This is a genomic window from Bacillus sp. SB49 (genome assembly GCF_000469135.2).
Taxonomy (GTDB): domain Bacteria; phylum Bacillota; class Bacilli; order Bacillales; family Halobacillaceae; genus Halobacillus.
On record NZ_CP048117.1, the window covers coordinates 618,350 to 637,927 of the forward strand.

General features: G+C 49.2%; 16 protein-coding genes. 15 read left to right on the forward strand and 1 reads right to left on the reverse strand.

Features of this window, described 5'->3' with window-relative positions; translation table 11 throughout:
• Positions 1-51: 51 nt before the first annotated feature.
• Positions 52-297 (reverse strand): YgaP family membrane protein, encoded by a 246-nt coding sequence (locus tag M662_RS03165; RefSeq protein ID WP_026578741.1) that lies wholly within the window; start codon positions 295-297, stop codon positions 52-54.
• 74 nt (positions 298-371) lie between these two features.
• On the opposite strand from M662_RS03165, the gene M662_RS03170 reads away from it, so the two are divergent.
• The 15 genes from M662_RS03170 to M662_RS03240 all read left to right on the forward strand — a co-directional run bounded on the left by M662_RS03170 (position 372) and on the right by M662_RS03240 (position 19,277).
• Positions 372-2,117, forward strand: coding sequence for an adenine deaminase C-terminal domain-containing protein (locus M662_RS03170; protein WP_026578740.1), 1,746 nt, complete (start codon positions 372-374; stop codon positions 2,115-2,117).
• 38 nt (positions 2,118-2,155) lie between these two features.
• On the forward strand, positions 2,156-3,169 hold the full coding sequence (locus M662_RS03175) for a DUF3048 domain-containing protein (RefSeq protein ID WP_026578739.1): 1,014 nt from the start codon (positions 2,156-2,158) through the stop codon (positions 3,167-3,169).
• A 14-nt stretch (positions 3,170-3,183) separates the two neighbouring features.
• Positions 3,184-3,486 (forward strand): YerC/YecD family TrpR-related protein, encoded by a 303-nt coding sequence (locus M662_RS03180; RefSeq protein ID WP_008636379.1) that lies wholly within the window; start codon positions 3,184-3,186, stop codon positions 3,484-3,486.
• A 60-nt stretch (positions 3,487-3,546) separates the two neighbouring features.
• A complete protein-coding gene (locus M662_RS03185) occupies positions 3,547-4,029 on the forward strand; it encodes a GNAT family N-acetyltransferase (RefSeq protein WP_008636376.1) in 483 nt (160 codons plus the stop codon).
• Positions 4,030-4,100: 71 nt separating this feature from the next.
• A complete protein-coding gene (locus M662_RS03190; RefSeq protein ID WP_008636374.1) occupies positions 4,101-4,697 on the forward strand; it encodes a YitT family protein in 597 nt (198 codons plus the stop codon).
• 253 nt (positions 4,698-4,950) lie between these two features.
• Positions 4,951-5,640, forward strand: a complete 690-nt coding sequence (locus tag M662_RS03195; protein ID WP_026578738.1) for a heptaprenylglyceryl phosphate synthase — start codon at positions 4,951-4,953, stop codon at positions 5,638-5,640.
• Between the two features lie 16 nt (positions 5,641-5,656).
• Positions 5,657-7,894: a DNA helicase PcrA gene (gene pcrA, locus M662_RS03200; protein ID WP_026578737.1), complete on the forward strand. Its 2,238-nt coding sequence runs from the start codon at positions 5,657-5,659 to the stop codon at positions 7,892-7,894.
• A 13-nt stretch (positions 7,895-7,907) separates the two neighbouring features.
• Complete coding sequence (gene ligA / locus M662_RS03205; RefSeq protein ID WP_008636357.1) at positions 7,908-9,908, forward strand: NAD-dependent DNA ligase LigA; 2,001 nt, start codon at positions 7,908-7,910, stop codon at positions 9,906-9,908.
• 61 nt (positions 9,909-9,969) lie between these two features.
• Positions 9,970-11,115: a CamS family sex pheromone protein gene (locus M662_RS03210; RefSeq protein WP_008636356.1), complete on the forward strand. Its 1,146-nt coding sequence runs from the start codon at positions 9,970-9,972 to the stop codon at positions 11,113-11,115.
• A 163-nt stretch (positions 11,116-11,278) separates the two neighbouring features.
• The gene (gene pruA / locus M662_RS03215; protein WP_026578736.1) at positions 11,279-12,829 is read left to right on the forward strand and encodes an L-glutamate gamma-semialdehyde dehydrogenase; all 1,551 of its coding nucleotides are present in this window, start codon (positions 11,279-11,281) and stop codon (positions 12,827-12,829) included.
• A 494-nt stretch (positions 12,830-13,323) separates the two neighbouring features.
• Entirely contained in the window at positions 13,324-14,835 is a 1,512-nt protein-coding gene (putP, locus tag M662_RS03220; protein ID WP_026578735.1) for a sodium/proline symporter PutP, read from the forward strand.
• Positions 14,836-15,015: 180 nt separating this feature from the next.
• A complete protein-coding gene (gatC, locus tag M662_RS03225) occupies positions 15,016-15,306 on the forward strand; it encodes an Asp-tRNA(Asn)/Glu-tRNA(Gln) amidotransferase subunit GatC (RefSeq protein WP_008640230.1) in 291 nt (96 codons plus the stop codon).
• 12 nt (positions 15,307-15,318) lie between these two features.
• The gene (gene gatA / locus M662_RS03230) at positions 15,319-16,788 is read left to right on the forward strand and encodes an Asp-tRNA(Asn)/Glu-tRNA(Gln) amidotransferase subunit GatA (protein WP_008640228.1); all 1,470 of its coding nucleotides are present in this window, start codon (positions 15,319-15,321) and stop codon (positions 16,786-16,788) included.
• Positions 16,788-18,218 carry an Asp-tRNA(Asn)/Glu-tRNA(Gln) amidotransferase subunit GatB gene (gene gatB / locus M662_RS03235; protein WP_008640227.1) on the forward strand — a complete coding sequence of 477 codons (1,431 nt, stop codon included), beginning with the start codon at positions 16,788-16,790 and terminating at the stop codon, positions 18,216-18,218. Before gatA ends, gatB begins: the two co-directional genes overlap by 1 nt.
• 153 nt (positions 18,219-18,371) lie before the next feature.
• Complete coding sequence (locus tag M662_RS03240; RefSeq protein ID WP_008640224.1) at positions 18,372-19,277, forward strand: diacylglycerol kinase; 906 nt, start codon at positions 18,372-18,374, stop codon at positions 19,275-19,277.
• Positions 19,278-19,578: the final 301 nt, after the last annotated feature.

The following is a 19,578-nucleotide window of genomic DNA, read 5'->3' on the forward strand; positions in this document are numbered from 1 at the left end:
TCCTTTACTTATAAGAGCGGAGCTTATGCTTCCGCTCTTCATTTTTGTTGATTATTTAGGGAAGTTTTGCTGCCAGCCTTCTTCTTTGCCGTCTGTTTCGACGGTCATCTTCTCGATTGCTTCAACCATCGGGCAGTAACGCACGATGCCTTCTGCTACTTTCATGGATGCGAGAGCGATTAGAAAAGGATGGGAAGATCCATGACCTCTGGATCCGCGAATTGTGAGAAGGGTGAGCATGCTCAACCCTGTCGCAATACGTATCATGCTGTTAATTGTGCCGATATTTTGTCTCATATAAGCTCCTCCTTACAAGTATGGCTTCTGCTGTGTTACGATAATAGATAATCTGATTAAGGGAGGGATCCTCCATGAATGAAGCACGATTCCGGTGGCGGAACCGCCAGTTGCGAGTACATGCATCTGTCTTGGACGGTGACGCGGCACCGACGAAATTGATAAAAAATACTACGTACCTGAACGTCTATTTAAAGCAATGGATGACAGGTCATATATGGATTTACGAAGACCGAATCATTTATACGGGTAAGGAGCTCCCTTCCAATATGGAAAATACGGAAGTCATCGATGGGAAGGACAGTTATATCGTCCCGGGCTATATCGAGCCGCATGCCCATCCGTTTCAATTATATAATCCCCAGACCCTTGCTGAATATGCAGCGGAGACGGGTACGACCACGCTGATCAATGATAACCTTATGTGGCTTTTTTTAACTGAAAAGAAGAAAGCGTTTTCTTTATTGGAAGAGTTCATGCATCTTCCTGCAACCATGTACTGGTGGGCGCGCTTCGATCCTCAGACGGTTTTAAGGGAGGAAGACAGAGAGTCTTTCGACGAACAGGTGCTGGATTGGATTGAGCATGATGCGGTCATTCAGGGCGGGGAATTGACGGCCTGGCCGGATGTGCTATATGAAAGAAATGAGCAGATTCTGCACTGGATGCAGGAAACGAAACGATCACGGAAGCCGCTGGAAGCCCATCTTCCAGGTGCATCGGAGCGTACGTTAGTGAAGATGCGTCTCCTCGGGATGGATTCTGAGCATGAATCCATGACGGCGGAGGACGTCATTACCCGGCTGTCGATCGGCTACCATACGGGGCTGCGTTATTCTTCGATACGTCCGGATCTTCCTGACATTTTACAGGGACTTGAGAAAATGGGGCATACCCAGTATGACCACATGATGTTTACGACGGATGGATCCACCCCCGGCTTTTATGAGGAGGGGATCATTAACATGTGCATTCGAATTGCTATAGAAGCGGGCGTTCCTGAAATTGATGCCTATATGATGGCCACGTATCAGGCTGCGAGGCACTTCGGAATCGAAAGCAGGGTCGGCAGTCTTAATGCAGGACGTGCCGCCCACCTTAATTTCCTTAGAGATCCTAAAGATCCGACCCCTCACTCCGTCATCGCCAAAGGGGAGTGGGTGAAGAAAGAGGGAGAGGTTGTCCCGACAGGCATCGAGATTCCGTGGGAAAAGAACGGGATAGAGAAGCTTTCCCTCGACTGGGAGCTCGCGGATAAGGACATGCAGTTCTCCATGCCGATCGGGCTTGAACTGGTCAATGACGTTATTATGAAACCATATGCGATAGATACGGATGCTTCCGTGGAGCGTTTGTCTGATGAGAATAAGGAAGCATTCATCATGTTGATGGACAGAGATGGCGAATGGATGGTCAACACTCTGCTGAAAGGATTCACACAGTCCCTTGGCGGGTTGGTCAGCTCGTTCAGCAATACCGGGGATATCCTCGTAATTGGTAAATCAAGGACCGATATGAAAAAAGCATTCCAACGGATGAATGAAATCGGCGGCGGTATCGTATTTGTTAATGAAGGAGAAGTTCTGTTCGAGCTTTCACTGCCGTTGGGCGGGGTGATGTCTGATCTTCCTTTGCCGCACTTAATGAAGGAGGAGAGACGGATGAAACAATGCTTGAACGAACACGGGTTTTCCTTTTCGGACCCGGTGTACACCTTGCTTTTCCTATCATCCATGCACCTGCCGTATATCCGCATTACACCGCTTGGAATTATGGATGTGAAAAAGAAAGAGGTACTCTTTCCTTCTATAATGCGTTAAAATAGAAGAGGGAATATAGGACAAAGGGAAGTGCTTCCATGAGAAAACTTACCTTCTTACTTGTGCTCACGCTGCTGGCTGCCTGCGGCTGGTTCGGAGTTGATCGAGAGGAAGGGTCCGTGACAGACCAGACGGCGGACGATGAACGAGTGATTATCAATGAAGGAGAGCAGACCGTTTTCCCGTTGACAGGAGAAATCAATCCGGATCAACAGAACGATCCAATTGTAGCTGTCATGATTAACAACCATCAGAATGCAAGACCCCAAGCAGGGCTCAGTAAGGCGGATGTCGTCTATGAAGCGCTGGCGGAAGGGTCGATCACTCGCTTCCTAGCTTTGTTCCACAGTGATATTCCTGATACAATAGGTCCGGTCCGAAGTGCAAGGCCTTACTTTCTTGAACTTGCGGATGGGTGGAATGCTCTCTATATCTATCACGGGGCATCCACTGCCATCCAGAAGCAAGTGACGACGAGCGGTGTGTCCTACTTGAACGGTTCCATCTACGATAACAACGGCTGGCTCTTCCAGCGTACTTCAGATAGGAAAGCGCCCCACAACTCCTATCTAATCACAGATGGGATACTGCAAGCTGCCTCAAATAAAGGATATACCTCCTTCAAGAGACACGAACCGCTGCCGTTTGATTCTGAGCAGGAACTGGACGGGAAGCCGGTAAATCGAATGGCCATTAGATATGCGGAGGCGCAGCAGGTTCTATTTAATTGGAAAGAGCGATCCGGCTTTTTCCAGCGCTCAAGTGATGGAGAAACGACGATAGATGCGGCGGATGGAACTGCCATCGGGGTCGAAAATGTCCTGGTCATCCGTGCCGGCCATAAAGTAATAGATACGAAAGGGCGGCGTGCAGTCGATTTGAAGTCCGGTGGAGACGGCTGGCTTCTGCAAAAAGGAATCCGGAAAGAAATACAATGGAGAAATATCGACGGACGCCTCCTCCCCTTTGCGGACGGCAAAGCACTTGCTTTCCTGCCGGGGAAAACGTGGGTGAACATCATCCCGTCATCGGTGGAGGTCCGTTTTGATTAAGGAGGGAAACGGGAATGCAGATCGATAAACTGAGAGGGAAGACGCTTGATCAGCTGTTTGAAGCGGTGCTGTCCCTGCAGAACCTCGAAGAATGCTATGAATTTTTTGATGATCTTGCAACAATGAATGAAGTCCAGTCCCTGGCACAACGGCTGGAAGTTGCCCGCATGCTGAGAGAAGGGTACACGTATCATAAAATTGAAACACAAACAGGAGCTTCCACAGCGACGATTTCTCGCGTGAAGCGCTGCTTGAACTATGGGAACGATGCCTACACGAAGGCACTCGACCGTGTTCAGGCGAAACATGTAGAATAAAGGAGAAAGGCTGCCGACAACCCGGCAGCTTTTTTTATTCAAAAGGAGCAGGGATCAGTCATGGAAATACGTAATGTCCGGAAGACGGACTTGGATTCGCTGATGACGATTGAAAGAGAAGGGTTTACAGAGGGAGAAGCTGCAACGAAGCAGGCAATGCTGGAACGGATCCACTTAATTGCGGATACCTTTTTGGTAGCAGAAAAAGGAGGAGTCGTTCTAGGCTACATCAACGGCCCTGTCATAGACAACCCGTTCATTACAGATGATTTGTTTGAAAGAATTACAACGAATCCATCGCGCGGAGGGTATCAGGCAATTCTCGGTGTCGCCGTTTCTGAACAAGCAAGAAGGCAGGGGATCGCTGCTTCCCTTTTCCATGAGATAGAGCGGCTGGCGAAGGAAAATGGAAGGGAGGGAGTCACCTTGACGTGCAAAGAAGAGCTGATATCTTTCTATGAGAAGCTTGGTTATGTCCATTGTGGAAGGTCAAATTCCGTCCATGGTGGAGTCGCGTGGTACAATCTGATAAAAAGGATGTAGGGAGGTTCGCTCTCGTTCTTCTAACCTATTCCGGACAGGCATAGACTGTATTAGAGGAGGGGGACGGGGAGATGAGAGAGATGTGGATAAAAGGGATGATGATCGTGATCGGGAGCTTGGTTCTATCCGTCGGTATCAACTTATTTCTCATCCCTGATCATGTGCTGGACGGGGGGATCATTGGTCTTGGTATGATTTTTAACTACATATGGGGACTGCAGGTCGGGCTGACGATAATTTGCTGCAGTATTCCCATCTTTCTGCTTGCCTGGTTCTTTTACCGTCCCTACTTCTATAACAGCCTCCATGGATTGTTGATCTCCTCTTTTTCCATTGATTTGTTCAGCGGTCTCCGCTTTTATCATCTGCCTCTCGACCCGGTGATCAGTTCGATCATCGGCGGGGCTCTTGTCGGGGGAGGAATCGGGTTAATGCTCAGGCATCATACCAGTACCGGAGGGACCGACCTCCTTGCGCAGATGATTGCAGACTGGTTTAAAGTCAATGTCGGCTTTATCATTCTTCTGCTGGACGCCTTGATCATTGGGGCGAGCGGCTACCTGTTTTCCCTGGAAACGCTGCTCCTTTCGGCTATGACGATCATGAGTGTCGGTCTCGTCACGATGTTGTTCACGTCATCCAGACTGCTGCCACACGTAATCAAGTAAATCCACCTTCCCATGAAGGGAAGGCTCACATAGTTTCCTTTCTTTTTACTTAACCATCCAAAAAGGAAGGGATGGTTTCTTTTTTTATGACATAGAGCTTCCCGACAGCCTTTACAGCCGCCTCTTCTTTTAAGGGGCGGCTTTTTGTATGTCCTGATGTCACGGAGTCGACAATTTTCCCTGTGGAAACACTCAACCCACGCTTCAAAATTTGCTATAATGAGTGAATGGATAACTGTTTTGGAGGACGGAAATGTACAAAAAACGCTCGTGCCATCATATGTTCAAGCTTGACCCAAACAAAGATTTGTCGGAGGATGCGTTGAGGAAGGTCTGTACGTCGGGAACGGATGGGATCATCATCGGCGGAACGGATGGAGTGACTTTTGAGAATGTAACGGATCTTCAGGACCGGGTACAGCAGTATGATATAGCTGTGTATTTGGAAGTTTCCGATATTGAAGCGATTGCGCCGGGTTTTCAAAAATACTTGATCCCGATGGTGTTGAACAGCCAGGATAAGAAATGGATGATTGACGTGCAGCACCAGGCAATTGTGGAATATGCGGATGCCATCGCTTGGGAGGATATGATGCCGGAAGGGTATTGTGTTCTCAATCCGGAGGCCAAAGTATTCCAGCGGACTAACTGCACCATGCCGCAGGACAGAGATGTGCTTGCCTACGCAGAGATGGCGGAGCATATGTTCCGACTGCCGTTTTTTTATATGGAGTACAGCGGGATGTACGGCGATCCTGATCTGGTTAGACAAGTATCAGAACGATTGGAAAAGACGTCGCTGATATACGGCGGGGGCATACGTTCGGCGGAACAGGCCGGAGAGATGGCATCCCATGCCGATATCGTCGTCGTCGGTAATGTGATTTATGAAGATATGGAATCTGCTATCGGGACGGTCGAAGCAGTGAAAACAATACATTGAAGGATGGTGGACCCCTATGACACAGGCATTGAACGCATTGATTCAAGGCTTGAACGAAGAACAAAGGAATGCGGTTACTCACACAGAAGGGCCGCTTTTAATCATGGCAGGTGCCGGAAGTGGAAAGACGCGTGTTTTGACACACCGCATTGCTTATTTACTCAGCGGAAAAGACGTAGCGCCTAGAAATATTCTGGCGATTACTTTTACTAATAAAGCAGCACGTGAAATGAAAGAACGTGTGGAATCGCTTGTCGGTCAGGATGGAGAAAAGATACTGATGTCCACGTTCCACTCGATGTGTGTACGGATGTTGAGAAGGGACATCGACAGGATCGGTTATGATCGTAATTTCTCTATCCTTGACTCCAGCGACCAGCTTTCTGTCATCAAACAGGTGCTGAAGGAAATCAACCTTGATCCAAAGAAATGGGACCCGCGGGCGATGCTTGGTGCGATCAGTAACAGCAAGAACGAGCTGATGACGGCTGCTGATTATGCACGACAGGCAGGAAACGTCCATGAAGAGCAGATCGCTGAAATTTATAAAGGCTATGAGAAGAAACTGAAAAAGAACCAGTCGCTCGATTTTGATGACTTGATTATGCAGACGCTTCGTTTGTTTGATGAAGTACCGGAAGTGCTGGAATATTACCAGCGCCGTTTTCAATATATCCACGTCGATGAGTATCAGGATACGAACCATGCGCAGTATCAACTCGTCAAACAGTTGGCGAGCCGTTATGAGAACCTCTGTGTCGTCGGTGACTCGGACCAATCCATTTATGCATGGCGCGGAGCGGATATTCAGAACATCCTGAACTTCGAACAGGATTATCCGACAGCCCGGACCATTCTGCTGGAGCGGAACTACCGTTCGACAGAGACGATCCTGAATGCTGCCAACAATGTAATCGACAACAACAGCGGCCGCAAACCGAAGCATTTGTGGACAGACAACAAAGGTGGAGAAAAGATCCGTTACCATCAAGCTGGAACGGAACGGGAAGAAGGACTGTTCGTCACAGATAAGATCGAGGATCTGATCCGGCAAGGCAGATACCGCTACAAGGATATCGCCATCCTCTACCGGACGAACGCCCAGTCCCGTACCATCGAGGAAACGTTTGTGAAAGCAGGCGTCCCTTACCAAATGGTCGGCGGCACGAAGTTCTATGACAGGAAAGAGATCAAAGACATGCTCGCCTATCTCCGTTTGATTGCGAACCCGAATGATGACCTCAGCTTCCAGCGTGTCGTCAACGAACCGAAGCGCGGCGTCGGGAAAACGAGTATGGATAAGATGCTTGCGTATGCAGCGGATCATGACATTTCGCTTTATGAAGCGGCGGCGGAAGTCGACTTCGTCGGTGTCAGTGCAAAAGCGGCAAAAGCGATCATCGGTTTCCGGAAGATGATCCAGAACTGGACGAGTCAGCAGGAGTTTCTGTCCGCCACCGATATGGTTCAGGAAGTAATCGACAAAACCGGGTACGAGGAGATGCTGCTGAACGAGAAAAGTATTGAAGCACAGAGCCGACTCGAGAACATTGAAGAATTCAAATCCGTTACCAAGAACTTCGAGGAGAGTGCAGAGGACAAGACTCTGATCGCATTCCTGACTGACCTGGCGCTTATTGCGGATATTGATTCTATGAATGAAGACCCTAATAGTGATGACACGGTCACACTGATGACGCTCCACTCTGCCAAAGGCCTGGAGTTCCCTGTCGTCTTCCTGATCGGGATGGAGGAGAATGTCTTCCCTCACAGCCGTGCGCTGATGGATGAAACGGAGATGGAAGAAGAGCGCCGTCTCGCGTATGTCGGTATTACAAGGGCAGAGAAGGAACTTTACCTCTCTCATGCGAAAATGCGGACGCTTTACGGCCGGACGAATATGAACCCGGTCAGCCGCTTTATCGGCGAAATTCCAGATGACCTTCTGGATGGAAAAGAAGAGAAGGAAGAGCTTCCGTTCTTCAACAAGAAGAGGGAGAGTATGCCGTTTGGTTCGAAACCGATGGCTGCGCCTGCACCGAAGAAACGGGCGGCGAAGAAGAAACCAGGGTCGACTGGTGGAGAGAAGATCGGCTGGCAGCCTGGTGATAAAGCAGAGCATAAGAAGTGGGGGACAGGGACAGTTGTGAAGGTTCAGGGAGAAGGAGATTCCATGGAACTGGACATTGCTTTCCCTGCTCCGACAGGCATTAAACGATTGTTAGCCCGGTTTGCTCCGATAACGAAAGCTTAAGGAAGTGAAAAGCATGAACGCAGCGGAAGCGCAGCAGCGCATAGAGGCTTTAAGACAAGAACTGGAAACATACAGCTACGAGTATCATACGTTGGACACACCGAGTGTCCCGGATGCCGTGTATGATCAAAAGATGCGGGAGTTGATGGACTTAGAGGCGGAGTTTCCCGATTTGAAGACTCCGGATTCGCCTTCTCAACGTGTTGGGGGCGAACCTCTCGACGCCTTCCGGAAGGTGCAGCACGACATTCCGATGCTCAGCCTCGGGAACGCATTCGACGATCAGGAATTACGTGATTTCGATCGTCGTGTAAGGAACGGGACAGAAGAAGAAGTCAGCTATGTCTGTGAATTGAAAATAGACGGTCTTGCCGTCAGCCTTAAGTATGAAAACGGGGTGTTCGTCCGCGGGGCAACCCGGGGGGATGGTACGACAGGGGAAGATATAACGAATAACCTTCGTACGATCAAGAACATTCCGCTTCGCTTGAAAGAGCCGGTCACACTGGAGGTTCGCGGAGAAGCCTATATGCCGAAGCAGTCGTTTATCCGTCTGAACGAAGCGAAAGAGGCAAATGGTGAGGAACCGTTTGCCAATCCAAGGAACGCAGCGGCAGGATCACTCCGTCAGCTTGATCCGAAGGTTGCTGCCAAGCGGAACTTGGACGTCTTCCTTTACGGAGTCGGTGTCTGGGAAGAAGACCCGACAAGCTCGCACAGCGAACGACTGGAAAGAATGAAGGACTATGGACTTAAAACGAATCCAGAATGGAAAAAATGTAACAATATCGAGGAAGTAATCGACTATGTTCACAGCTGGGTCGAACGGAGACCTGATTTGGATTATGAAATTGACGGCATCGTCATCAAGGTAGACCGTCTGGATCAGCAGGATACCCTCGGCTTTACAGCAAAAAGCCCGCGTTGGGCCACCGCTTATAAATTCCCGGCAGAAGAGGCGGTTACGAAGCTGAAAGATATCGAATTGAGCGTCGGCCGCACGGGCGCAGTGACACCTACGGCTGTGCTTGAGCCTGTCAAAGTTGCAGGAACGACCGTACAGCGTGCCTCGCTCCATAACGAGGACCTGATCAAGGAAAAAGACATCCGGATCGGGGACACCGTCGTCATCAAGAAAGCCGGCGACATTATTCCAGAAGTGGTGCGTGTATTGACAGAGCAGAGAACAGGGGAAGAAGAGCCTTACCAGATGCCGGATACATGCCCGGAGTGCGGCAGTGAGCTTGTCCGTCTGGATGAAGAAGTGGCACTGCGCTGCATCAACCCGAACTGCCCGGCTCAGCTTCGTGAAGGACTCATCCATTTCGTTTCCCGTAATGCTATGGATATCGACGGCCTTGGGGAAAAGGTGATCGCTCAGCTTTTCCAGGAGTCCCTCATCCACAATATCGCGGATCTATATAAACTGGACAAGGAAGAGCTCCTTCAGTTGGAGCGTATGGGGGAGAAGTCGGTACAGAATCTATTGAACGCTTTGGAAGCATCGAAACAGAACTCTTTGGAGCGGCTGTTATTCGGACTTGGAATCCGTTATGTAGGATCGAAAGCGGCAAGCACCCTCGCCCAGCATTTCGAGCACATCGATGCGTTGATCGCAGCAGATGTCGAAACGCTGGAGCAAGTGCCGGAGATCGGCAGTAAGATGGCTGATTCGATTGCCAGCTACTTCCATGAACCACACGTCATCGAATTGATTGATGATCTGAAAGAATTAGGATTGAACATGGAATACTTAGGCGCGAAGAAAAGCGATCAGCCGGCAGATTCACCATTTGCGGGCAAAACAATCGTCCTGACAGGAAAAATGGAGCACTACAGCAGATCTGAGGCGAAGAAGCTCGTGGAAGAACTCGGCGGCAGTGTCACCGGAAGTGTCAGTAAGAAAACCGATCTGCTGATTGCAGGGGAAGATGCGGGTTCCAAGTACACAAAAGCATCCGATTTGGGGATTGAAATTTGGGATGAAGCACAGTTTCGCAGCGCTTTATCCTGAAGGAAGAACGTCATGGCCCGTGTCCGGGCCTGTCGCTTGTTAAAGATAAGGGAGTGGAAACATGAGGAAGATGCACGCACTATTGTTGAGTTCCGTTCTGTTTATGAGCGCGTGTACACCTGTATTTGATAATCAGGAAGAAGTCATTCAGGAGACGACAGACGAAACGAACAACCAGGCAGCAATTGTCCCGAACTACTCGATGTCCGACGAGGACTACCGGATGATTCTGACAGAAAGCAGCCCGAAAGTTTCATCAGCAAGAGGAATCACGACGAACCAGATGGGGAACCGGCTCGATATTGATGAATTTGAGAGCGGACTGCGCCGTCATTCCAAGGAATATTACGATCCGGAGGATTATTATTTCCAGCCGGGACAGTACCTCACTGATCAGACATTGTTAGATTGGCTCAGCAGGAAGTCCGCTGATAAAGAAGAAGGCTTGAATCCGGAATTGAACGAAGATGAAGCATCGGAAGAGGATTTCCGTGAAAGCCCTCGGTACATTTCCAATATTATTGAGCAGGACTACTTAGTGCAGAAAGACGACAACGTCGTCGAACTGCAGGGTGTCACCATTGGTATCTCTCTCCGTACCGTTTATAAGTTCACAACGGAAGGAAAGAACTTCGAAGAGGATCACTCCACTGAAGAGCTGCTTCAAAAAGGGAAAGAATATGCCGATGAAATCTTGACCCGCATACGTGCCAAAGAAGAGCTCAAGGATGTTCCTGTCGTCTTCGCTATTTACGAAGAAGAGGAAGCGAGTTCGAAAGTTCCCGGTAAGTTCCTTGCGAAGACCTATGTCAAAGGTTCTTCGGGTAGTGTCGGTAGCTGGGATAATATCGACGAAGAACATGTCCTCTTCCCATCAAGTGAGGCAGAGAAGGAGCACTTCGATCAATCCCAGATTTTCTCTGAATTCCGTACGCAGGTATCGAATTACTTCCCTAACTTCGTCGGAATGATCGGAAATGGATTTTACAAAGACGGCGAACTGCATGATATTACCATCGAAATACCGATTCAATTCCAATCCGAATCGGAAGTGGTCGGATTTACGCAGTACGTGTATAGTCTTGTAAATGAGATGTTCCCGGACCACTACTCTGTGCAGGTGAACATTCATAGCCTGGACGAACCGGAAAGCTTGATCGTTAAGAAAGCAGGAGACGAAGAGCCGTTTGTCCATGTCTACAAATAAAGGAGAGCAACCGTCCGGGTGTACCGGGCGGTTTTTTTGTTCCTTCTGTTCCTTTTAAACCCCTACACACTATGCTAAAATATGGATGGAAACGCTTGAAGTGTTAATTTTCAAACAATTATAAAGCGTGCGACCTATTTAATCTCAAGGAGGCGGTTTAAGTATGGTAGTCCCGTACAAGCATGAACCATTCACGGATTTCACGGTGGAAGAAAATCGGAAAGCGCTGCAATCTGCCATCAAGCAGGTAGAAGCGGACCTTGGGAAAGAGTATCCGCTGATTATCGGCGGCGAGCGGATCATGACAGATGACAAGATCAAAGTCGTGAACCCGGCAGATAAGAAAGAAGTCATCGGATATGTTTCTAAGGCGAACCAGGAACTTGCAGAAAAAGCACATAAAGCAGCGGACGAAACGTTCCAGTGGTGGAGAAAGACGAAAGCGCAGTTCCGTGCGGATATCCTGTTCCGTGCCGCGGCAATCGTCCGCCGCCGTAAGCATGAATTTACGGCGCACTTAGTCAAAGAAGGCGGAAAACCGTGGAAAGAAGCGGATGCCGATACGGCCGAAGCGATTGACTTCCTCGAATTTTATGGACGTCAAATGCTGGAAATTGATAAAGGCGTGGAGATCAACTCCCGACCGATCGAGAACAACCGGTTCCATTACATACCACTCGGCGTCGGTGTCGTCATTTCTCCATGGAACTTCCTGTTCGCCATCATGTGCGGGACGACGGTCGCAGCGATGGTTTCGGGGAATACGGTCCTTCTCAAGCCTGCCAGCGCGACGCCGGTCATCGCTTATAAGATGATGGAGGTACTTGAAGAGGCGGGACTTCCGAACGGCGTGATCAACTATGTTCCGGGCAGCGGAAAGGAAGTCGGGGACTACCTTGTCGATCATCCACGGACACGCTTTATCAGCTTCACGGGTTCCAGGGAAGTCGGTACCCGGATATTTGAGCGAGCGGCCAAGGTCCATGACGGTCAGCAGTGGCTGAAGCGTACGATCATTGAAATGGGAGGCAAGGATACGATCGTTGTGGATAAGGAGGCGGATCTTGAGCTTGCCGCTGATGCCATCACTTATTCTGCCTTCGGGTTCTCCGGACAGAAATGTTCCGCATGCTCCCGGGTCGTCGCACATGAAGAAATCTATGATGAACTCTTGGACAGAGTCGTTCAGAAGACGAAGGAAGAAGTGAATTACGGCAACCCGACTGATAACAGCAACTACATGGGTCCGGTCATTGATCAGGGAGCCTACGATAAGATCTTGGAATACATCGGTATCGGGAAAGAGGAAGGAAAGCTGATGACAGGAGGCAAGGGAGACGATTCTAAAGGGTGGTTCGTCGCACCGACCGTCTTTGCCGATCTCGCACCGGATTCCCGGATCATGCAGGAGGAAATCTTCGGTCCTGTCGTCGGTTTCACGAAAGCTTCGTCGTTCGATGAAGCTCTCGATATTGCCAACAATACGGACTATGGCCTTACAGGCGCCGTTATTTCCAATAACCGGGAACATATAGAAAAAGCACGCGAGGATTTCCATGTCGGAAACCTGTACTTCAACCGCGGCTGCACCGCTGCGATTGTCGGATATCATCCGTTCGGCGGATTCAACATGTCCGGAACCGACTCCAAAGCAGGCGGACCGGACTACTTAATCCACCATATGCAGGGTAAAACGACATCGGAAATGCTCTAAATAGACAAACCCCTTTTTCCTGATGCAGGAGGAAAAAGGGGTTTCATTATTTTGCGAAAAAGGAACATACTATTCGTATGTCCTGTTACAGATTGGTGTCGTTTGTGACAGAAACATGAAAAATAATTAAAAAACTTTTGTGAATGTTTATTACTTCAAACACCTATATATGTATATCTATTCGTATTTAGTGAATATTTATTCACAATAGGTAAATTATATCAATTTTTGCAATGTTCAAACAAAAGTTATATGATATAGTTGTACCTGCATTTGGATTTTTCGATGGAATTCAACAGGAGAATCCGACAAACGGTATGGTTGTATAGAGTTGTATATTACAGTTTTGGGAGGTGATCGACGTGTTGGAACTCGCTGCAGCATCATCCGTAACAATTTCCGGGGCAACGTGGTTCTGGTTATTTGTCCCAATGCCATTACTAATCATTCTATCCATCATTACACTATTCACTGAAAGGAGCGAATAACAAAACATGAGTACTGCTACGTTAATAACATTCATCGTCTATTTGATCGGTATGCTGGGAATTGGTTTCGCCGCATATCGTCTAACAAGTGATTTATCCGACTACGTGTTAGGTGGTCGTCGTCTGGGGCCGGGAGTTGCCGCCTTATCCGCCGGAGCCTCCGATATGAGTGGCTGGCTGCTGCTGGGTCTGCCTGGAGCTATTTATGCATCCGGTTTATCGGAAGCGTGGATCGGAGTAGGTCTTGCTATCGGTGCCTATTTGAACTGGCAATTCGTTGCCCGTAAACTTCGTGTCTTCACAGAGGTGGCGGACGATTCCATTACGGTTCCCGACTATTTGGAGAATCGTTTCCAGGATAAATCCCATACATTACGAGTCATTTCCGCAGCTGTTATCCTTTTATTCTTCACCTTCTACACATCTTCCGGTATGGTTGCCGGGGCGAAGCTGTTTGAAGCTTCCTTCAACATTGACTACACAACAGCACTATGGATCGGTGCAGTCGTCACCATCTCTTATACCTTCTTAGGCGGTTTCCTTGCCGTCAGCTGGACGGACTTCGTTCAAGGGATCTTGATGTTCCTTGCATTGATTGCCGTACCGATCGTAGCCGTATCCGAACTGGGCGGCTGGGATAAAGCGACAGATGCTGTCGCTCAAATCGATCCGACACACCTGAACATGGTTCAAGGCGTAGGCGCGATGGCTATTATTTCTTCTCTTGCCTGGGGACTCGGCTACTTCGGTCAGCCGCACATCCTTGTCCGCTTTATGGCCCTTCGTTCACCGAAAGACGTTCCGAAAGCGCGTTTCATCGGAATGGGTTGGATGATCCTTGGTCTTTACGGAGCAATCTTCACGGGTCTGTTCGGACTTGCTTACATTAATACAGCAGATGTTACGGATCTATCCACCTTTAATGCAGAAGTTATGACAGAAGGCGGCATTCAGATGCTTGCCGACTCTGAGAAGATCTTCATCACCTTCTCTCAAATTCTGTTCCATCCGATCATTGCAGGTATCCTGCTTGCAGCGATCTTGTCTGCAATCATGAGTACCATTGACTCTCAGCTGCTTGTATCTTCTTCTGCACTGGCGGAGGACTTCTATAAAGCACTGTTCCGTCCAAACGCGACGGAGAAAGAATTGGTTTGGATCGGTCGTATCGCAGTAGCGGGTATCGCTCTTATTGCGATTCTGCTTGCCGGAAATCCGGACAGCACGGTCCTTGATCTCGTATCTTATGCATGGGCAGGATTCGGCGCCGCCTTCGGTCCGATCATCATCCTGTCTCTGTTCTGGAAAGGCATCACCCGTAACGGGGCGCTCACCGGTATGATCGTCGGTGCTGTCGTAGTCGTTGTCTGGGCTGATGTACTGAACGGCGGTATTTTCGAGCTCTACGAACTCGTACCAGGATTCATCCTGAGTGCTCTTGCAACCATTGTTGTAAGTATGTTCGGGAACCCGCCGGCCAACGCAGAAGAATTCTTCGAAGAAGCGAAGAAGCATTAATAAAACCAAAGGTCCCCGGCAATGTGCCGGGGGTTTTTTTATTCCTGTCTTCCTTATTGGAGAAAAGACATGGATGGGGCCGGTATGTTAAGATAAGAAAGATGTGCAACGAACGTTGATAATTGATTCGAATCTTTGGTATGATCATATATTATGTGAGATCGAAATGGAGGTCGCATTATGTCTAGAATCAGTAAAGAAGAAGTGAAGCACGTCGCGAATCTTGCGCGTCTGGCGATCACGGATGAAGAAGCAACGACATTCTCTAAGCAGCTGGATGATATCATCACCTATGCAGAGCAATTGAATGAATTAGATACAACCGGTGTAGAACCGACGACGCACGTTCTTGACCTGAAGAACGTACTTCGCAAGGACGAGCCGAAGAAATGGATTACACAAGAGGAAGCGCTGAAGAACGCACCGGACCACCAGGATGGTCAGTTCAAAGTGCCATCCATATTGGAATAAGGAGGTACGACGATGTCTTTATTTGAGTTTTCACTACGTGAGCTTCAAGAGAAGCTACATAACAAGGAAATCACAGTCACGGATCTAGTAGAAGAATCCTACAAGCGCATTGATGAAGTGGACGGGGAAGTCCAGGCGTTCATCACGTTGAATAAAGAAGCAGCGAAAGCGCAGGCGGCGGCACTGGACAAAGAGCAGGGGAACAGTGACGCGGCTCTCTTCGGTCTGCCGATCGGTGTGAAAGACAACATCGTGACGAAAGGTCTGCGCACGACGGCGGGAAGTCAGATCCTTTCTAACTTTGAGGACCCATTGTATGATGCGACGGTCGTCAACAAACTGAACGATGCAAAAGCCGTCACCATCGGGAAACTGAACATGGACGAATTCGCGATGGGTTCTTCCAATGAGAACTCCAGCTACGCATCTGCTCGTAACCCTTGGAACACGGATTACGTACCGGGTGGTTCCAGTGGTGGATCTGCAGCCTCTGTAGCGGCAGGAGAAGTTCCCTATTCTCTAGGGTCTGATACCGGCGGATCCATCCGTCAGCCGGCAGCTTACTGTGGTGTCGTCGGTCTTAAGCCGACATACGGCCGTGTTTCCCGTTTCGGATTGATCGCATTTGCGTCTTCCCTTGACCAAATCGGTCCGATCACCAGAAACGTCGAAGACAATGCTTTCCTTCTGGAAACTATTGCAGGCTACGACAAAATGGACTCCACGTCTGCCAATGTAGACGTTCCGAAATATACCGAATCTTTGACAGGCGATGTCAAAGGTTTGAAGATCGCTGTTCCAAAAGAATACCTTTCTGAAGGTGTAGCACCGGAAGTGAAGGAAGCGGTCCAAGCTGCTTTGAAAGAGTATGAAAAGATGGGTGCGACATGGGAGGAAGTTTCCCTGCCACACTCGAAATATGCTTTGTCTACGTACTACCTGCTTTCTTCTTCGGAAGCATCTGCCAACCTGGCCCGCTTTGACGGAGTCCGTTACGGTAAGCGTGCAGAAGACGCAGAAACGATGCTTGACATGTTCATGCGCTCCCGCTCGGAAGGCTTCGGGGACGAAGTGAAGCGCCGGATCATGCTCGGAACGTTCGCGCTCAGCTCCGGTTACTATGATGCGTATTACAAGAAAGCCCAACAAGTCCGTACGTTGATCAAAAACGATTTTGAGAAAGTGTTCGAAGAATATGATGTGATCGTCGGACCGACGACTCCGACTCCTGCCTTTAAAGTAGGGGACAAAGTCGACGACCCGATGACGATGTATGCCAACGATATTCTGACAATCCCTGTCAACCTTGCCGGCGTACCGGGAATCTCCATTCCTTGCGGCTTCTCCAGCGAGGGACTTCCAATCGGTCTGCAGATCATCGGGAAACACTTCGACGAAAGCACCGTTTACCGTGCAGCCCACGCCTTTGAGCAGGCGACAGAATTCCATAAACAACGCCCGTCCCTTGGAGGTGCGCGCTAATGAACTTTGAAACGATTATTGGACTAGAGGTCCACGTAGAATTGAAAACGAACTCTAAAATCTTCAGTCCGTCTCCGAACATGTTCGGGGATGATCCGAATACGAACATCAACCCGATCGACCTCGGGTACCCGGGTGTTCTGCCGGTACTGAACGAAGAAGCTGTCAACTTCGCTATGAAAGCAGCGATGGCACTCAACTGTGAAATCGCAACAGATACGAAGTTTGACCGCAAAAACTATTTCTACCCGGACAACCCGAAAGCCTACCAAATTTCTCAGTTTGATAAGCCGATCGGTGAGAACGGGTATATCGATATTGAAGTAGACGGTAAGAAGAAGCGGATCGGAATCACGCGCCTTCATATGGAGGAAGATGCCGGCAAACTGACGCACAGCGACGATGGATATTCCCTTGTCGACTACAACCGTCAAGGTACACCGCTTGTCGAAATCGTTTCCGAGCCCGACATCCGCTCTCCGAAAGAGGCGTACGCCTACTTGGAAGCACTGAAGAACATCATCCAATATACAGGCGTTTCCGACTGTAAGATGGAAGAAGGTTCCCTTCGCTGTGATGCCAACTTGTCCATCCGCCCGATCGGACAGGAGCAATTTGGTACGAAAACCGAGCTTAAGAACCTGAACTCCTTCTCCTTCGTACAAAAAGGTTTGGAATTCGAAGAGAAGCGCCAGCAGAAGGAACTGATGGCAGGTGGGGAAATCCTTCAGGAAACACGTCGCTATGACGAGCAGACGAAGGAAACGATCCTGATGCGTATCAAAGAAGGATCCGATGACTATCGCTACTTCCCGGAGCCGGACCTCGTTCCCCTTCACATCGACGAAGCATGGAAAGAGCGTATCCGCGCGGAAATCCCTGAACTTCCGGATGCCCGTAAGAAGCGCTACATCGAGCAGCTGGAGCTTCCTGCCTACGATGCGATGGTCCTGACGAACAACAAAGAGCTTTCCGATTTCTTCGAAGAAACGATCGCTCAGGGAGCCGACGTCAAGCAGGCTTCCAACTGGTTGATGGGTGAAGTGTCTGCCTACATGAACAAGCATTATAAAGAGCTTTCTGATCTTGCTTTGACACCGGATTCTCTTGCGAAGATGATCCAGCTGATCGAAGACGGTACGATCTCTTCCAAGATTGCGAAGAAAGTCTTCAACGAACTTGTAGAAAACGGCGGCGAGCCGGAGAAGATCGTTAAAGAGAAAGGGCTTGTCCAAATTTCCGATGAAGGTCAACTGACGGAAATCATCGTGAAGATTCTGGATAACAACCCTCAATCCATTGAAGACTTCAAGAACGGGAAAGACCGTGCCCTCGGCTTCCTTGTCGGTCAAGTGATGAAAGAAACAAAAGGACAGGCGAACCCGCCGATGGTCAACAAGATCATCCTTTCTGAAATGGAGAAGCGCTAAAGCCATATAGAAGGAAGAAAGCACGCACCGGACGGCGAGTGCGTGCTTTCGTATGACTTGGGACATCCAGTCATATACTAGAAAAACAGTTTGCAAAAAGAGGAAAACAAGCTATGATGATAATTGGAGCAATCTGGATGAGGGGGTCAAAACATGAAACGTGCCCGAATAATTTATAACCCGACCTCTGGAAGAGAAGTCATACGCAAGGTTCTCCCGGACATCCTGCAACGATTCGAACAAGCCGGATACGAAACCTCCGCCCATGCGACGACCTGTGCAGGTGACGCGATCAATGCCGCGAAGTACTGCGTCGAACAAAAATTCGATGTAGTCGTGGCAGCGGGTGGAGACGGAACCATCAACGAAGTCATCAATGGACTAGCCGAACAAGAACATAAACCGAAGCTCGGCATCATTCCAGTCGGGACGACCAACGATTTTGCACGTGCACTGCACATACCTAGAAACGTTCATAAAGCGGTCGACATCATTTTGGAGGATTATACCCATCCATTGGATATCGGGCGCGTCAACGATCATTACTTCATGAACATTGCCGGTGGAGGGAAAATCACCGAAATCAGCTATGAAGTACCAAGCAAGCTGAAGACGATGCTCGGTCAGCTCGCCTACTACTTGAAAGGGATCGAAATGCTGCCATCCATCCGTCCGACCCGTGTCGAGATGGAATACGACGGCAAATGGTACGAAGGCGAGATCATGCTCTTCCTCGTCAGCAACACCAATTCCGTCGGCGGGCTCGAGAAGCTTGCGCCGGCCGCCCGTATGGATGACGGTCTTTTCGATCTGATGATCATTGAAAAAATGAACATTGCAGAATTCGTACGGCTCGCAACTCTTGCGATCCAAGGGAATCACCTCAACCATCCGAAGTTTGTCCACCTCACCGCCAGCCGCGTGAAGGTGAAGACGGACGAGAAGATGCAGTTGAATATCGACGGGGAATTTGGCGGATTATTGCCCGGGGAATTTGTCAATTTATACCGTCACTTGGATTTCTTCGTGCCTGAACAGCATTTCAAGACGGAGGAATAATAGGAAGCGCTACTGTATAAAGCAGTGGCGCTTTTTCCATGTTGAATGAAGGTCGGTGTATCTCTGGGAATTTCAGTTGGAAGAGAGAGCATTTCCCGGGACATGAATGGATGCATAAGTCCATCGACGGCGAAAAGGAAGAGCGCTTTTCTCCATCAATGTTCTTATGCTTGTCGCAGCTATCAGGGCGACTCCGCACTTAGTGTTATCCGGCTGCGTCGCCCAGCTGCTCGAGGTCATAAGTCCATTGACGGCGAAAAGGAAGAGCACTTTTCTCCATCAATGTTCTTATGCTTGTCGC

Excerpts from the sequence above, each read along its gene's own strand:
- M662_RS03165 (WP_026578741.1), bottom strand. The coding sequence starts at position 297 with ATGAGACAAAATATCGGCACAATTAACAGCATGATACGTATTGCGACA.
- M662_RS03170 (WP_026578740.1), top strand. The coding sequence starts at position 372 with ATGAATGAAGCACGATTCCGGTGGCGGAACCGCCAGTTGCGAGTACAT.
- M662_RS03175 (WP_026578739.1), top strand. The coding sequence starts at position 2,156 with ATGAGAAAACTTACCTTCTTACTTGTGCTCACGCTGCTGGCTGCCTGC.
- M662_RS03180 (WP_008636379.1), top strand. The coding sequence starts at position 3,184 with ATGCAGATCGATAAACTGAGAGGGAAGACGCTTGATCAGCTGTTTGAA.
- M662_RS03185 (WP_008636376.1), top strand. The coding sequence starts at position 3,547 with ATGGAAATACGTAATGTCCGGAAGACGGACTTGGATTCGCTGATGACG.
- M662_RS03190 (WP_008636374.1), top strand. The coding sequence starts at position 4,101 with ATGAGAGAGATGTGGATAAAAGGGATGATGATCGTGATCGGGAGCTTG.
- M662_RS03195 (WP_026578738.1), top strand. The coding sequence starts at position 4,951 with ATGTACAAAAAACGCTCGTGCCATCATATGTTCAAGCTTGACCCAAAC.
- pcrA (WP_026578737.1), top strand. The coding sequence starts at position 5,657 with ATGACACAGGCATTGAACGCATTGATTCAAGGCTTGAACGAAGAACAA.
- ligA (WP_008636357.1), top strand. The coding sequence starts at position 7,908 with ATGAACGCAGCGGAAGCGCAGCAGCGCATAGAGGCTTTAAGACAAGAA.
- M662_RS03210 (WP_008636356.1), top strand. The coding sequence starts at position 9,970 with ATGAGGAAGATGCACGCACTATTGTTGAGTTCCGTTCTGTTTATGAGC.
- pruA (WP_026578736.1), top strand. The coding sequence starts at position 11,279 with ATGGTAGTCCCGTACAAGCATGAACCATTCACGGATTTCACGGTGGAA.
- putP (WP_026578735.1), top strand. The coding sequence starts at position 13,324 with ATGAGTACTGCTACGTTAATAACATTCATCGTCTATTTGATCGGTATG.
- gatC (WP_008640230.1), top strand. The coding sequence starts at position 15,016 with ATGTCTAGAATCAGTAAAGAAGAAGTGAAGCACGTCGCGAATCTTGCG.
- gatA (WP_008640228.1), top strand. The coding sequence starts at position 15,319 with ATGTCTTTATTTGAGTTTTCACTACGTGAGCTTCAAGAGAAGCTACAT.
- gatB (WP_008640227.1), top strand. The coding sequence starts at position 16,788 with ATGAACTTTGAAACGATTATTGGACTAGAGGTCCACGTAGAATTGAAA.
- M662_RS03240 (WP_008640224.1), top strand. The coding sequence starts at position 18,372 with ATGAAACGTGCCCGAATAATTTATAACCCGACCTCTGGAAGAGAAGTC.